General features: G+C 69.5%; 11 protein-coding genes. 7 read left to right on the forward strand and 4 right to left on the reverse strand.

Going from position 1 to position 14,664, the window contains the following annotated elements; genetic code table 11:
* The coding region (locus FHD67_RS17710) for an amidohydrolase family protein (protein ID WP_139599515.1) at positions 1-196 on the forward strand (196 nt) is incomplete at its 5' end.
* On the opposite strand, the gene FHD67_RS17715 is transcribed toward FHD67_RS17710, so the two are convergent.
* Positions 193-1,821 carry a Na/Pi cotransporter family protein gene (locus FHD67_RS17715; RefSeq protein ID WP_139599516.1) on the reverse strand — a complete coding sequence of 543 codons (1,629 nt, stop codon included), beginning with the start codon at positions 1,819-1,821 and terminating at the stop codon, positions 193-195. The genes FHD67_RS17710 and FHD67_RS17715 overlap by 4 nt on opposite strands.
* A gap of 274 nt (positions 1,822-2,095) precedes the next feature.
* Here FHD67_RS17715 and FHD67_RS17720 point away from each other — a divergent pair, with 274 nt between their 5' ends.
* On the forward strand, positions 2,096-4,282 hold the full coding sequence (locus tag FHD67_RS17720) for a glycosyltransferase family 2 protein (protein WP_176695185.1): 2,187 nt from the start codon (positions 2,096-2,098) through the stop codon (positions 4,280-4,282).
* 26 nt (positions 4,283-4,308) lie between these two features.
* A complete protein-coding gene (locus tag FHD67_RS17725; protein WP_139599518.1) occupies positions 4,309-6,417 on the forward strand; it encodes a glycosyltransferase family 2 protein in 2,109 nt (702 codons plus the stop codon).
* A 567-nt stretch (positions 6,418-6,984) separates the two neighbouring features.
* Here FHD67_RS17725 and FHD67_RS17730 read toward each other — a convergent pair.
* From FHD67_RS17730 to FHD67_RS17740, 3 genes are all read right to left on the reverse strand, one after another.
* Positions 6,985-7,590: a CDP-alcohol phosphatidyltransferase family protein gene (locus tag FHD67_RS17730; protein ID WP_139599519.1), complete on the reverse strand. Its 606-nt coding sequence runs from the start codon at positions 7,588-7,590 to the stop codon at positions 6,985-6,987.
* The gene (locus FHD67_RS17735; protein WP_139599520.1) at positions 7,587-9,734 is read right to left on the reverse strand and encodes an FAD-dependent oxidoreductase; all 2,148 of its coding nucleotides are present in this window, start codon (positions 9,732-9,734) and stop codon (positions 7,587-7,589) included. The genes FHD67_RS17730 and FHD67_RS17735 overlap by 4 nt, the downstream gene beginning before the upstream one ends.
* A gap of 315 nt (positions 9,735-10,049) precedes the next feature.
* Positions 10,050-10,745, reverse strand: a complete 696-nt coding sequence (locus FHD67_RS17740; protein ID WP_139599521.1) for a haloacid dehalogenase type II — start codon at positions 10,743-10,745, stop codon at positions 10,050-10,052.
* Between the two features lie 293 nt (positions 10,746-11,038).
* Here FHD67_RS17740 and FHD67_RS17745 point away from each other — a divergent pair, with 293 nt between their 5' ends.
* The 4 genes from FHD67_RS17745 to FHD67_RS17760 all read left to right on the forward strand — a co-directional run bounded on the left by FHD67_RS17745 (position 11,039) and on the right by FHD67_RS17760 (position 14,659).
* Positions 11,039-11,341 carry a hypothetical protein gene (locus FHD67_RS17745; RefSeq protein ID WP_046001202.1) on the forward strand — a complete coding sequence of 101 codons (303 nt, stop codon included), beginning with the start codon at positions 11,039-11,041 and terminating at the stop codon, positions 11,339-11,341.
* Positions 11,342-11,500: 159 nt separating this feature from the next.
* Positions 11,501-12,064, forward strand: coding sequence for a DNA-3-methyladenine glycosylase (locus FHD67_RS17750; protein ID WP_232303362.1), 564 nt, complete (start codon positions 11,501-11,503; stop codon positions 12,062-12,064).
* A gap of 89 nt (positions 12,065-12,153) precedes the next feature.
* Positions 12,154-13,386 carry a GAF domain-containing sensor histidine kinase gene (locus FHD67_RS17755; RefSeq protein ID WP_046001201.1) on the forward strand — a complete coding sequence of 411 codons (1,233 nt, stop codon included), beginning with the start codon at positions 12,154-12,156 and terminating at the stop codon, positions 13,384-13,386.
* 85 nt (positions 13,387-13,471) lie between these two features.
* On the forward strand, positions 13,472-14,659 hold the full coding sequence (locus tag FHD67_RS17760) for an MFS transporter (RefSeq protein ID WP_139599522.1): 1,188 nt from the start codon (positions 13,472-13,474) through the stop codon (positions 14,657-14,659).
* Positions 14,660-14,664: the final 5 nt, after the last annotated feature.

Here is a 14,664-nt window from a genome sequence, read left to right on the forward strand (position 1 = left end):
GGTGCGCGTCGCGGTGGCGGCGGGCGCGGACCCGGCGCAGGCGCTGGCGATGGCGACGTCGGTCCCGGCCGACCTGATCGGCGCCAAGGCCGGGCGCATCGCGCCGGGCCGGGCCGCGGACCTGATCCTTCTGGACGCGGACCTGCACCTGACCGGCATCCGCGACGGCGCGGGCTGGCGCGCGCCCCGGGCCTAGCTGCCGCGCAGCCGGCTTTCGATCAGCAGCCCTTCGTCCTGCAGGATCGGATGGGCGACCGAGACCGCATGGGCGTTGATGCGCTTGAGGTCGCGCAGCAGGTCCAGATGCAGGGACGAGGTCTCGCGGCTTTCGGTCTGGCCTTCGCGCAGGCGGATCAGGTGACGCTGCGCGGACTGGCGTTCCAGGTTGCGGATGGTGACCTTCTGCTCCATCAGGCGGCGGGCCATGTCGCGGTCGCGCGTCATGAACACCGTCTGCGCCATGCGCAGGTTCTCCTGCGTCAGCAGGAACAGCGCGTCCAGTTCGCGGAACCCCTCGCCCGAAAAGCGCAGGCCCAGGCCGATCTTCTTGGCCACCTCGGGGGACAGGCCCCGGTCGATGATGTCGCCGATATGTTCCAGGTTGATGACGTAATCCAGGATGTCGATGGCCTGCCGACGCTCGGCCTCGGTCGCGTCGCCGGTCAGGCGCGACAGATAGTTCTTGACCTGCTGCTGTCGCCGGTCGACCTGATCCTCGATCGCGCGGACCTCGGCCAGGGGGGCGGGATCGTGCTTGCGGAACGCCGCGCGGGTCTGGGCCAGCATCCGCTCGACGCTGTCGCCGATGTCCAGAACCTCGCGCCGGGCGCCGGTCAGGGCCAGGGGCGGCGCGTCCAGAACCTGCGCATCCAGCCAGCGCGGCGCGGTCGAGGCCGCATGCGCGTCCTGCGGCATCAGCACCGCCACCAGACGGCAGACCAGTCCGTTGAAGGGCCAGATCAGCGCCGCCAGCGCCAGGTTGAACGCAAGGTGGGCGCTGACCGCCAAGGGCCCCACGGCCAGGGGCATGCCATTCAGCGCGCCCGCCGCCAATCCCGCCAGCGGCAGCGCGATCAGGCAGCCGATGGCGCGCACCGTCAGGTTGCCCAGCAGCACCCGCCGCGCGGCGATGTCCAGCGTGGCCCCCGCCAGCACCGGCGCCATCGCGCCGCCCAGGTTCGCGCCCAGCACCATGACCACCGTCAGGTCGGGCGGCAGCACCAGCGACCCGATCAACAGGACCGCCGCCAGCGATGACGAACACAAAAGTGCGATTCCCGCCGCAAAGGCCAAGGCCACGGGCCAGGCCTGATCCAGCATCGGCAGGAAGGCGGCCATTTGCGGCGAGGCGCGCAGCGGCGCGGTCGCCTGGTCCAGCAACGTCAGCGACACCAGCATCAGCCCTACGCCGATCAGCGCCGTGCCCACCCCCGACGTCACCGTCGTGCCCCGGCGGCGCAGGCCATAGCCCAGCAGCACCAGGACCGGCGCGACCGCGGTGATGTCGGTCGACACGATCACCGCCGTCATCGCCGTGCCGACATTCGCGCCCAGCAGAACGATCTGCGCGCGGCGGGTGGCGATCATCTCTCGCTGGACGAAGGACGCGGTCAGCAGGGCGGTGGCCGTCGACGATTGCAGACCCAAGGTGGCGACAAGCCCCGATGCGAAGGCCCGCAGCCCCGTGCGCGTGCCCGCGCCCAGGATCAGCTTCATCCGCAGGCCGAACGCCTCGACCATGCCGTCGCGCACCAGTCCCAGACCGAACAGCAACAGCGCCACCGCGCCTGCCAGCTGCAGGAACCCCAGAATCGATGCCATGTGCCTCTACCATCCCTTTCCGGGCTGCCCGCGCGGGCCGTCACAGATCCGACTTGAAGCCGCCCCTTGCATTCTGTGAAGGGGATAACGACGCAGCGGGCGCCGCTGTTGCACAAAGCGCACAGGATTTGGGCCGATGCCATGCCGCGCGGCAGGCGGGCACGCCATGGGGCAGGCCGGGCGCGCGCCGACAACCACAGGGTGGCATATCCCTTTGAGGAAGCCGCGCCGCTCTGATATGGACGGGGTCACGACACAGGAAACCCGTGCGGCCATGAACAGCCTGTCCCCCGATCTTTCGTTCCGCTGGAAATCGAACGCGACGCGGACCATCGTCACGACCGTCAAGAACGAGGGGCCGTTCCTGCTGGAGTGGCTGTGCTATCACCGGCTGATCGGGTTCAACCGCTTTGTCATCTATTCCAACGACTGCACCGACGGCACGCACCAGATGCTGCAGCTGCTGGACCAGGCGGGGATCGTCATCCACTTCGACAACAGCGACCTGATCGCCGGCCTGCCCGACGACCCGCAGCGCCGCGCCTATGCCCGCGCGATGGCCCTGCCCGAAGTGACGGGCAGCGACTGGATCGCGGTGCTGGACGGGGACGAGTTCTTTCACGTCAACACCGGCGACGGCACCTTGGACGCGCTGTTCGCGGCCCTGCCCGACCGCACCGACGCGGTCGCCGCGCAGTGGCGCATCTTCGGCAACGGCGGCGTGATCCCGTTTCGGGACGAGCTGCAGATCCGCCAGTTCACCATGGCCTCGCCCACGGACATTCCGTTCACGCACAGCCAGTTCGCCATCAAGACCATCTTTCGACCACTGCCGGTGCAGCACTTGGGCGTCCACCGACCGGTCTTCAAGAACTTCTACGGCCTGCCCGCGCATCCGCTGCTGATCGTGAACGGCTCGGGAGAGGACGTGACCCGCGACCTTCTGCGGCAGCGGTGGACCACCTCCCCGAAGATGGCGGGGTATGATCTGTGCCACGTCAACCACTACATGATCCGCGCCAGCGAGGTCTTCCTGATGAAGCGCTGGCGCGGCACCGCCAACAGCGCGGATGCCGACCGGATCAACTTCGACTACTATGACCAGCACAATCTGAATGTGGTCGAGGAGACCGGCATCACCGCATGGGCCGACCGCGTGGCGCAGACGCGGGCCGAGCTGGTCGGGCTGATGCCCGCCCTGGGCGCGCTGCATGCCGAGGCGGTGGGCCGGTTCCGCCGCCAGATCGACGTCCTCTCCGCACAGCTGCTGGCCGAGGCGCCGGACCAGCACGCCCGCCTGTTCGACCCCGCGGTCCTGCAGGCCGAGACCGAACGCCGCCAGGCCGAACTGGCCGCCCGCCGTGCGCGGCAGGCGTCGATCGCGGCCGCCCCGCCCCCGCCGCCCCCGGCCAAGCTGCCCGCGCGCCCGGTGATCGCATCGGCCATCCTGCTGGCACCGCTGCCGGACGGTCCGCCGGTGCCGACCATGCCGCTGCTGTCGATGACGCCCTGGGCCACCATCCCCGAGACGCCCGAACCCGCCGCCCCCGCCGATCCACCCGCCCCCGAGGTGCCGCCGCAATGGCTGGTCGACCTGCGGCGCTCGCCCTACCGCCGGGGCTTCTACCACTCGGAGGAGGAGTTCGCGGCGCTGCACGTCGAACGCGAACGGGCGCATCTGTTCGTCAGCTTCGACAACCTCTCCCAGGTGGGCCAGGACCAGATCGACCGCGAGGCCTGGGGATACGAATTCGCGCGCAAGTCCGGCTGGTCCCAGCTGGGCATCTTCGCGTTCCGCGCCAACTGGTTCCGCAATCCGACGCTGTTCGCCTATCTGCGCCAACTGCGCGACAACGGGCTGTTCGCGCGCTATCAGACGGTGACCTTTGCGGGAACGTCGATGGGGGCCTATGCGGCCTGCGCCTTCTCCTCGGTCGCGCCGGGGGCGCAGGTGATCGCCTTTTCCCCGCAGTCGACGCTGTCCCCGGCCCTGGTCCCGTGGGAGGCGCGCTTTCCCAGCGGCCGCGCCGCGGACTGGAGCGGCGATTTCGCCGATGCCGCGGCCCAGACCGCCTCCGCGCGGACGGTCTTTCTGGTCTATGACCCGACGGAACCCGCGGACGCCGCCCATGCGGACCGGTTCACCGGGGACAACATCGTGCGGCTGCGGACTCCGCGGGCAGGCCACAAGACCGCGCTGCGGCTGCGCCAGACCGACATGCTGTCCACGGTGGTCCGCGGCCTTGCGACGCGCACGATGGATGCAGCGGCATTCCACGCCCTTTATCGCCAGTCGCGCCTTCAGCCGTGGTACCTGGACACGCTTGGCCAGCGCCTGCAGGCGCGGGGCCGGACCGCCTGGCTGCGGCGGCTGTCCGACATCGCGGCCCGCAACGGCCGGCCCGGCATGGCCAAGGCGCTGGAGACGCGCGCCGCCGCCCCCGTGCCGCACCCGTCCTGACCCACGCCGCAACCGAAAGCGCCCGCATGCCCCGCAAGACCGCCCCGCAGCCTCAACCCGTCCCGGCCGGCCCGGACATCGCGCTGCACATGCTGATGAACGACAGCGCGCCGGTCCTGCTGGACTGGGTGCTGCATCACCGTCACGCGGGCTTTCGCAACATCACCGTCCACGGCGACGGCGCTAACGCGCAGGCCACGGCGCTGGCCCAGGCCCTGGCCGCGGCAGGCCTGATCGACTTCGTGCCCACGACCCGTCCCGGCATCGCCCATGACAAGGCCCGCCAGATCCGCGCACTGGACCTGGCGCTGGAGACGGCGCTGCGCGATCGCCACGATCACCTGCTGTGGCTGGAACCGGACGATTTCGTCATGATCGACACCGGGGCCGGCACCCTTGCCGACCTGGCCCAGGGGCTGGGACGGTTCCCCGACCTCCTGTCGCTGACCGTCCAGGTCGCGGGCGGGTCGGGGCAGAACCGCTATGCCGATCTGCCGCTGGTCGAACGCTTTCGCCGCGGCACCGGCGGGGCGGCAGGGCGGATGACGGTGGCCACGCCCCTGCGCACGATCTTTCGCCCGCAGCTGGCCCGCGGGCTGAAGCCCGCGCGCCCCACGCTGAAACCCAAGTTCGCCCGCGGCAAGGAGCCCGTGACCTGGTTGAACGGCGCGGCCGAGGACGTGGCCGACCGCTATCTGCAGAAGGGCTGGATGACGATGCCCGACCAGCCGGGGCTGGGCCTGGCGCATGTCATCGCCTTCATGGCCCAGGACCGCGAGACGTTCCTGCTGCGCCGCACCGGGGCGGGCAAAACGCTGCCCTTCGTCACGCCCGACCACCTGCGGATGACCATCCAGCAGTATCAGCGCCTGAACTTCACGATGGCCGATACCGGTCCTGACCAGGCGTTCGTTCAGGCCCACCGCGCGCGGCGCGCCGAGTTCCTGGCCAGCCATCCCAAGGTCGCGGCGCGCCATGCGGCGGTGGTGACCGAATTCGCGGGGCGGCTGGACCGCCTGCTGGCGCATCAGGACCCACAGGCGGCCAGGATCATCACCGCCTTCGTCGAGGGGCGCCCGATCCAGGGCCTGGCCTTCGACTGGTCCGTGCCCTTCGGCGTGGCCGCGACGCCCCCCGCCCTGTCCGAGATGGATTCGGCCTGGGCCGAACGCTTGTCCCGACCCGCCGAAGAGGATGCCCCACCGGAGGAGGACTGGGACGACACCGATGACGACACCCAGGGCCACGACGCCGCGCCCCAACAGCCCGGCACCGCCACCCCCGACGGCGCGCCCCAGATCGCGGCGCCCGCGTGGCTCAGCGACTTGCGGCTGTCGGGACAGGCGCACGGATTCTATCATTCGATGCCAAATTATGCCTGCACCTATGTGGCACGGTCGCGCGAACATCTGCTGGTGTCCTTCGACAACCTGGCGTCGGTGCGCGAACACCCGGTGACCCGCGAACCTTGGGGTTACAAGTTCATCCGCAAGGAGGGCTGGTCGCATATGGGCATCCTGTCCTATGTGCCCGGATGGTTCCGCGACGCCGCGCTGCACCGCTATCTGATGTCGCTGCGCGACAGCGGCTTTTTCGAACAGTTCGACCAGGTGACGCTGTTCGGGACGTCGATGGGGGGCTATGGGGCAGCGGCTTTCGCCTCGCTGGCGCCGGGATGCCGGGTGGCCGCGTTTTCGCCCCAGTCGACGCTGTCGCCGCGTCTGGCGGGATGGGACCAGCGCTATCCGACCGGCAAGCGGGCGGACTGGACCGGACCGTTCGCCGATGCCGCCGCCGAATCGCGCAGGGCGTCCCAGGTCTGGCTGTTCTATGACCCTGCGATCGACCATGACCGCCGCCACGTGCAGCGCTTTGACGGTCCGAACGTAACGCGGGTTCCACTGCGCCATGCCGATCACAAGACGGCGCTGATGCTGCGCAACGGCCGCGTGCTCAGCGACGTGATGCGCGACATCGCGACCGGCCGGGCGACCCTGCCGAGGATGATGCAGCACTATCGCGCCTGCAGGCACCTGCCCGACTATCTGGCAGGCGTCCGCGCGCGGGCCGAACGCGGCGGCGATCCCGCCCGCGCCGCGCGCCTTGATCGCGCGATCGCGCGCCTGGCACCCTGATCAGAGACCTGCGCCGTGATCCCGTGAAGGCGGTAATAAACCGGCCGCCGGACCCTGATCGGATCCGTCTGTCGCGAATGCCGGTCCGCGGGCGATAGATGGGCGGATGCGGCAACCAGTGGATCTCAAAGCACCCGCCGTGCTGTCTAGCGGTTGCATGGCACGCGTCTGGCGGAAGGGAGGCAGCCGCGACGATGATTTGCCCTGTGGCATGCTGATCTGCTAATCTTGGCCGGCAGATTAATGACATGGCCTTGGTTCGGCGTGACATCCCCTGGAGAGGGAAAGCCCGGAGCCATGATCGTCACCGTCACGCGCCACGGGGTCGGTCTTCACCGCAGCCCGGGATCGGAAGCACCTGCCCCTGTCTGATCGGCACAGCCGTGGCCGCGGCAGGCCTTCCAAGGAGGGGTTTGGTGACGCGGTTCGAAACTGACCCTTTGTTTCACCTTGGCGGTAGAGCGGTCGATCTGCTGACCAACGTCGCACCTGAGGCTTGCCTTGCGCCCCGCCTGCCGGCTGTGGGTGACAGCCTCGGGCCTGCGCCGGACCGGTCAGCCCCAGGTTTTACCGGAACGCGGTCCAGCCCTGGTGCCACCGCAGGATCGTGGTGACGCCGCAGGCCGCGGCAAAGATCCAGGCCAGCAGCGGAAAGGATGCGGGGATCAGGCACATCGCCAGGAACAGGACGATCGTCTCGAACCCCTCGGTCAGGCCGCCAAGGTAGTAGATGCCCTTGGTCGGAAAGGCCGCCGCCCGGTCGCCGCGCCGGGCGGCGATGGCGGCAAAGGCCAGAAAGGACGATCCGGTCCCCACGAAGGCCGCGATCAGCACCGCCGCGGGCAGCGCGTTGGCCGCGGGATTGTGCAGGGCGAACCCCACCGGCACCAGCGCATAGAAGACGAAGTCCAGCGCGATATCCAGAAAGGCGCCGCGGTCGGTCGGGCCCTGGATGCGTGCGACCGCGCCGTCCAGCCCGTCCATGATCCGGTTCGCCGCGATCAGCACCAGCGCCGCGGTCCACCACCCCAGGGCCAGCGCGGCCACCGCCAGCAGACCCACGGCAAAGCCCGCGATGCTGATGGCGTCCGCCTTGACGCCGCGGGCGGCCAGCATCTGCGCCGGGTGCCGCAGGGCCGCGCGCTGCAGCGGTTGCAGTCGGGCGTCGATCATCCGCGCCTCCATCGATGATAGCGTTCGACCAGCGCCAGCAGGCGCGGGTTCACATGGGCGCGCCGCCAGGTGCCGGCAACCGCCTTGTTGGCCTCGGCCCAGGTCGGATAGATGTGGATCGTGCCCAGAATTTTGTTCAGGCCCAGGCCGTGCTTCATGGCCAGAACGAATTCCGCGATCAGGTCACCGGCGTGATCGCCCGCGATGGTCACGCCCAGGATGCGGTCGCGCCCCGGCGGGGTGAGCACCTTGACGAAGCCGCGCGCCGCCCCATCGGTGATGGCGCGGTCCAGGTCGGCCAGGTCATAGCGCGTGACCTCGACCGCGATGCCCCGGTCGCGGGCCTCGGTCTCGGACAGGCCGACGCGGGCGATCTGCGGATCGGTGAAGGTGGCCCAGGGGATCACGCGGTCATCGACCCTGAACCGCCTGAGGGTGCCGAACAGCGCGTTGACGCTGGCGAACCATGCCTGGTGGGATGCGGCATGGGTGAACTGGAACGGTCCGGCCACGTCGCCCGCCGCCAGGATGTGGGGAAAGCGGGTCTGCAGGAAGGCGTTCGTGACGATGGTGCGGTCGGTCTCGATCCCCAGACGGTCCAGTCCGAACCCCTCAAGCCGGGCGCTGCGGCCCACGGCCACGATGATCTGGTCAAAGCCGATGCGGCGGGCCGCGCCGTCCCGTTCGACCTCGATCCACCTGCCCCCGTCGATGCCGCAGCGGATCGCGCGGTGTCCGGTCAGCACCGTCACCCCGTCGTCGCGCAGGGCGTCCGCGACCAGGGCCGACACCTCGGGGTCCTCGCGCATCAACAGGCGGGGGGCCATCTCGATCTGGGTGACGTCGGACCCCAGCCGCGCAAAGGCCTGCGACAGCTCGCAGCCGATCGGCCCGCCGCCCAGGACAACCAGCCGCCGCGGCGCATGGTCATGATCCGCCAGCCGCGACCACAGCGTCTCCGAGGTCAGCGGGTCGACCAGGTCCAGCCCCGGCAGCGGCGGCATGACGGGCCGCGCACCGGTCGCGATGATGATCGCCCGCGTGGTCAGCCGCCGCTCGGCGCCCTGCGGGTCGGTGACCGCGACCGTCCAGGGGTCGATCAGGCGGGCGTGGCCCTGCAGCACATCGACCCCCAGCCCGGCATAGCGGTCGACGCTGTCATGGGGCGCGATGTCGGCGATGACCCGGCGGATGCGGTCCATGACCGCGCGAAACGGGACCGCGGGCGGCGTGTCGGCCAGCCCGAAGCGCGCGGCATGGCGCATCTGATGCGCCAGGGTCGCGCTGCGGATCAGCGCCTTGGACGGAACGCATCCATGGTTCAGGCAGTCGCCGCCCATCGCGCCGGCCTCGATCAGGGTCACCCTGGCCTTGGTCGCCGCGGCGATGTAGGCCGAGACCAACCCGGCCGAACCCGCGCCGATCACCACCAGATTGCGGTCGAACCGCCGGGGTCGGGTCCATCCGGCATAGACGCGACGGCGGCGAAGGATGCCCACGATGGCGCGGGCGATCCACGGAAACACGGCCAGCGCCGCGAATGACGCCAACAGGGGCGGCGACACGATCTCGGACAGGCTGTCCAGTGCGGCCAGCTGCGTGCCCGCGTTCACATAGACCGCGGTGCCCGCCAGCATGCCAAGCTGGCTGACCCAATAGAACGTCCGGGTCCGGATCGGCGTCAGGCCCATCAGCAGGTTCGTGGCAAAGAACGGCATCACCGGGATCAGCCGCAGCGAAAACAGATAGAACGCCCCGTCCCGCGCCAGCCCGGTCTCGATCCCCTTGGCACGCGCGCCCAGCCGCGCCCGCACCCAGTCTCGCAGCAGGTACCGCGCCGCCAGAAAGGCCAGCGTCGCCCCGATGGCCGACGCGAACGAGACGATCGCCAGCCCCGCCCAGAACCCGAACAGCGCGCCCCCGGCCAGCGTCAGCCAGACCGCGATCGGCAGGGACAGCGCGGTGATCGCGACATAGGCGGCGGCGAACAGCGCCGCGACCAGCACCGGCCGCTGCTGCTGATACTCGGCCACGGCGGCCAGATGCCCGCGCAGCGACTGCAGCGTCACGTCCTGACCGCCCAGCAGCCACGACCCCGCCAGCACAAGCGCCGCGACAAGGATCAGCAGAACGGGTCTGGTCACGGCATGTCCTTCATCACGGCCTCGGGGCACCTACCCGACAGGTCGTCAGGATGCCCGAAGTCTTACCGGACCGCCGCCACCCGCCCGGTCACGTCCCCGTGTACACGCGGCCCCCTTATCCCCGTCGGAGCCGTCGGAGCCGTCGGAGCCGTCGGAGCCGTCGGAGCCGTCGGAGCCGTCGGAGCCGGATGGGTCTTTTGGCCTGTCATGTCCACACCTGACAACAAGGCTGGTCAATAACGGCTCGATCCGATGCATCTACGGAACGGTAACGCCCTGCGGAAACCGGTCTCCAATGCCCCTTGGTATGACCGATTACGCCCCTGCCGGACCCCAACGCGCGGCGATGGTCTGCGCCAGTCCGGCAAGATCGGGGGCCGTCACGTCAGGCTGCGGCACGCCCGGCAGCACCAGCGCCGCGTTCACGTCATGGGTCACCAGCGCGCCTTTGCCGCCCAGCGCCTGCATCCCGATCGTGTCCCAGACGTGGCAGGCCACCAGGCAAAGATCGGACAGAGGTACCGCCAGTGCCTCGGCCACCAGTTGATAGGTCTGGGGCGCGGGCTTGAAACGGTTGGTCGGCTGGACGCTGAAGCTGGCCTCGAAATACTGCGCCAGGCCCGAGCGGTCCAGCGCGGTCACTCCCCCAGAGGGCGGCGAGTTGGTTAGTGTCACCAGACGGAACCCCCTGTCCCGCAGATGGACCAGCGCCGCCTCGGCATCGGGATGGGCGGGCAGCGTGCCCATAGTCCGGCGCAGCGCATCCTCATGCCCCTCGGTGATCGCCACGCCCCTAATCTCTCCGATCATGCGCAGCACCGCGACGGCCAAGGTGCCGAAATCGCTGCGCAGTCCGGTGATTGTCAGGGTCTGGGAATAGAGGATCAGCTGCGCGAACCAGTCGCGCATGACGGCCCCGTCGCCGAAGATGTCGTCGAACAGCGGACACAGGTGGTCCAGGTCCAGCAATGTCTCATTAACGTCAAAGACCAGGATGGGGCGCGGGGACATGGGGGCGATCCTGATCGGTTGACGATCATGCAGAACCATCGGTCGCGATTATCGTTCCTTGCGATTGCCCTCCGGCGAAGTTCTGGCCAATGCAGGTTGGACGCCCCTGCTGACCACCATCGCAGGCGGCAGCCGATGCAGCCTTTCCGGTAGCGAATGGCGCGCCGTAACCCACGTTTTTTCATTGTCACCCGCATGATCCACTGCGCCTGGCCCTGACCGAGAACCAGTCAACCTATCGTGCGGTACTGGATGCCACATGGAAGGCGGTGCGGAACGCCATCGGACCGTCCATGGCCGGGTCTATCACCATCATTGTCGGTTCGTGCCACGCCGGGCCTGGGTCGATCGAGCATCGGCCATGCGTTCGCCTCAGCACCAGAAGGGTGCTGAGACCGTCCGTCATCGCAGTCCCGGTCATCGGCCTCTGGGGCCGCCTCGCCTTTGCCAATCTGCCGCCGCGTGAGGTCCAGGACGGGCAGACGGTCAGCCCGAACGTGGTCGATGTCCCGCTTGCATTGAACATCCGGGCGTTCAACTTGGGCGTTGCGTTGCGTACCGGGATCGGCGGCATGGTGCAGAGGATGCGGGTCTGACCGCTGCCCCCTGTAACCGTCCAGTGACACGCCAGTTGGGTCTCCATTCCGGATCAGGTGCGATCTCCCTCCCCCGTCCACCCGTCCACGCCAAGGTTTGGCAATCCCGGCACGTTCATGCCACAAGGCCCCTTCCGCAACGGGATCGGAAGGGATGCCATGTCGTCGTTCATGCAGCAGATCGCGGGACTGGACGCCGTGGTCCTGGCCCGTCGGCTGATCGGTGCGCGGCTGACCGTCCGCGGCGCCGGCGGGACCATCATCGAGACCGAGGCCTATGCCCCCGACGATCCCGCCTCGCACAGCCATCGGGGGCCGACGCCGCGCAACGCCTCGATGTTCGGCCCGGCGGGCCACGCCTATGTCTATCGATCCTACGGCATCCACCTGTGCCTGAACGTCGTGGCGACCCCCGGCGCGGCCGTGCTGATCCGCGCGCTGGACCCCGACACCGGCCTGGACCTGATGCGCGCCCGCCGCCCCGCCCCCCCGCTGTGCAGCGGGCCGGGGCGGTTGACGCAGGCGCTGGACATCCGGCCCGACGACGACGGCGCCGCCTTCGACGGTCCCGATTTCGGCATCGTCCTGGCAGCGGCGGTGCCCGATCTGCTGGTCGGGCCGCGGATCGGGATCAGCCGGGCGCAGGACCTGCCATGGCGGTTCGGCCTTGCCGGGGCGGCGGGGCTCAGCCGGCCATTCCCGCGGGCGCGCCCGGATCGCTGACGGCGGGGCTGCGGAAAAGACACTGTGCATTCCCGCCGCCCTACAATACAGATGCGGGCCGACAAGCCGTCCAATGCCGGGGATCATCGATGGATTTGCACAGCAGCGACCACCCCAGGCAGGACCACGCGGCCTATCAGGCCGGACAGCATGATTTCCAGTCCGACATCCAGCGCCTGGCCGAGAACGAGCTGGTCGGGACGATCCTGGAGACGGTGATGCTGGCCACGCGGATGCGCTTTGCCGGGGTGGCGCGCGTCACCGCCGACCGGTGGGTCGCCTGCCGCACCGTCGACGACCTGAAATTCGGGATCGCCGCGGGCGACGAGATCGAGATCGGGTCGACCTTCTGCCAGACGGTCCGCAAGACCTCCGAGATGATCATCTTCAACGAGGCGTCGTCCGACCCGGTCTATCGCGACCATCCCATCGCCGCCGCCTTCGGCATCGTCAGCTATGCCTCGGTGCCGATCTTTCGCGGCGACGGCAGCTTCTTCGGCACGCTGTGCGCCATCGACACCGAAACCAAGGACGTGAACAACGCCCGCACCGTCGCGATGCTGAAGATGTTCGCCACCATCATCGGTGGCACGCTGGACACCGCCGAACGGCTGGACGCCCAGGAACGCATGATCGAACAGGAACGCATGCTGGTCCGCATCCAGGAGGAGTTCACCGCCATCCTGGGCCATGACCTGCGCAACCCCGTCACCGCCCTGCGGTCGGGCATCCGCATGCTGGGCAAGGAGCCGCTGACCGAACGCGGCCGCGGCCTGATCGGGCTGATGCAGTCCTCCCTGCACCGGATGGGAGAGCTGGTCGAGAACATGATGCTGCATGCCAAGGCGCGGCTTGGCGACGGGATCACCGTCGCGGCCACGCCCGACGCCCCTCTGGGCGACGCCATCGCCCAGGTCGTGGCCGAGATCCGTCTGGCCGCGCCCCGGCACCGGGTCACGACCGAGCTGGATTTCGGCGGGCCGGTCTGCTGCGATCCGTCGCGCATCGCGCAGGCGGTGTCGAACCTGGTGTCGAACGCCATCAACCATGGCGACGCCGACACCCCGGTGATCGTCCGTGGCCGCCGCACCGACGGCGCCGTCGTGATCGAGGTCCAGAACGAGGGCGAGCCGATCCCAGAGGCCGCCCAACGCGCCATCTTTCAGCCGTTCCAGCGGGGCCGGACCGCCGAAAGTTCCGGGCTGGGCCTGGGCCTGCACATCGCGTCGTCCATCGCGCAGGCGCATGGCGGCACGATCGCCGTCGCTTGCGGGGACGGCACGACGACTTTCAGCCTGACCTTTCCGGTCCTGCCCGCCTGACCGCGCGCGCCATCCGAAACGGTTGCCCCCCATCGCCCCGATCGGCCATTCTGCCCCCTGACGCAATCGCCAGTCGGGACGATCGATGACCAGACCCCCAGGACGCCACCGGCTGCCCCCCATCGCGGTGATCGCGATCGCGCAGCTGTTCGGGACATCGCTGTGGTTCAGCGCCAACAGCGCGGCAGAGGGGCTGATGCAGGCCTGGGGCGCGACCGCGGCCGATATCGGCCTGCTGACCAATGCCGTGCAGGCGGGCTTCATCGTCGGCACCCTGGTAATGGCGCTTGGCGGCCTGGCGGACCGGTTCGCCGCCAGTGCGATCTTCGTCGTCTCGGCCCTGGCGGGGGCGGCGTTCAACCTGGGTTTTGCATGGCTGGCGCAGGATGTCGCGACCGGCGCGGGGTTCCGGTTGCTGGTGGGGCTGTCGCTGGCCGGCATCTATCCCATCGGCATGAAGATGATCGTCAGCTGGGCGCCCGACCGCGCGGGACAGTCGCTGGCCCTGCTGGTGGCGATGCTGACGCTTGGCACCGCGCTGCCGCATCTGCTGCGTTCGACCGCGGGGGCGGTGCCGTGGCAATGGGTGGTCGCGACCTCGTCGGGTCTGGCCGTCATCGGCGCCGCGATGATCCGCGCCCTGGGCGACGGACCGCATCTGGCGCGCCTCGCCCATCGCGGCAGCGCCGGCGCCCTGCGGGCCTTTGCCATCCCCCGGTTCCGTGCCGCCGCCTTCGGCTATTTCGGTCACATGTGGGAGCTTTATGCCTTCTGGACCATCACCCCCCTGCTGGTGGCCGCGACCGGTCTGGCGGACGCCTATCCAGGCCTTGGCGTGTCGGGCCTGTCCTTCCTGATCATCGGTGCCGGGGCCGCGGGCTGCCTGGCGGGCGGCAGCCTGGCCCGTGTCCTGGGCAGCGCGCCGACAGCCCTTGCGGCGCTGATCCTGTCCGGGGCCAGCGCCCTTTGCGTGGTCACGCTGTGGCCGGTGCTGCAGCCGGGCTGGCTTCTGGTCCTGCTGGTGGTCTGGGGCGCCACCGTCGTGGCGGATTCGCCGCAATTCTCGGCCCTCTCCGCGCGCGCCTGTCCGCAGGATGCGGTGGGGGCCTCGCTGGCCATCCAGAACGCCATCGGCTTTGCCATCACGGTCGCATCGATCGCGCTGACGACGGCGCTGTTCCAGCGCATCGGCCCCACGGCCGTCTGGCTGCTGATCCCCGGGCCCGTCGCGGGTGTCCTGGGCTTCCTGATCGCCACGCGACCCCGGCGGTGATCCCG

The organism is Paracoccus haeundaensis (assembly GCF_006239215.1).
Lineage (GTDB): Bacteria > Pseudomonadota > Alphaproteobacteria > Rhodobacterales > Rhodobacteraceae > Paracoccus > Paracoccus marcusii.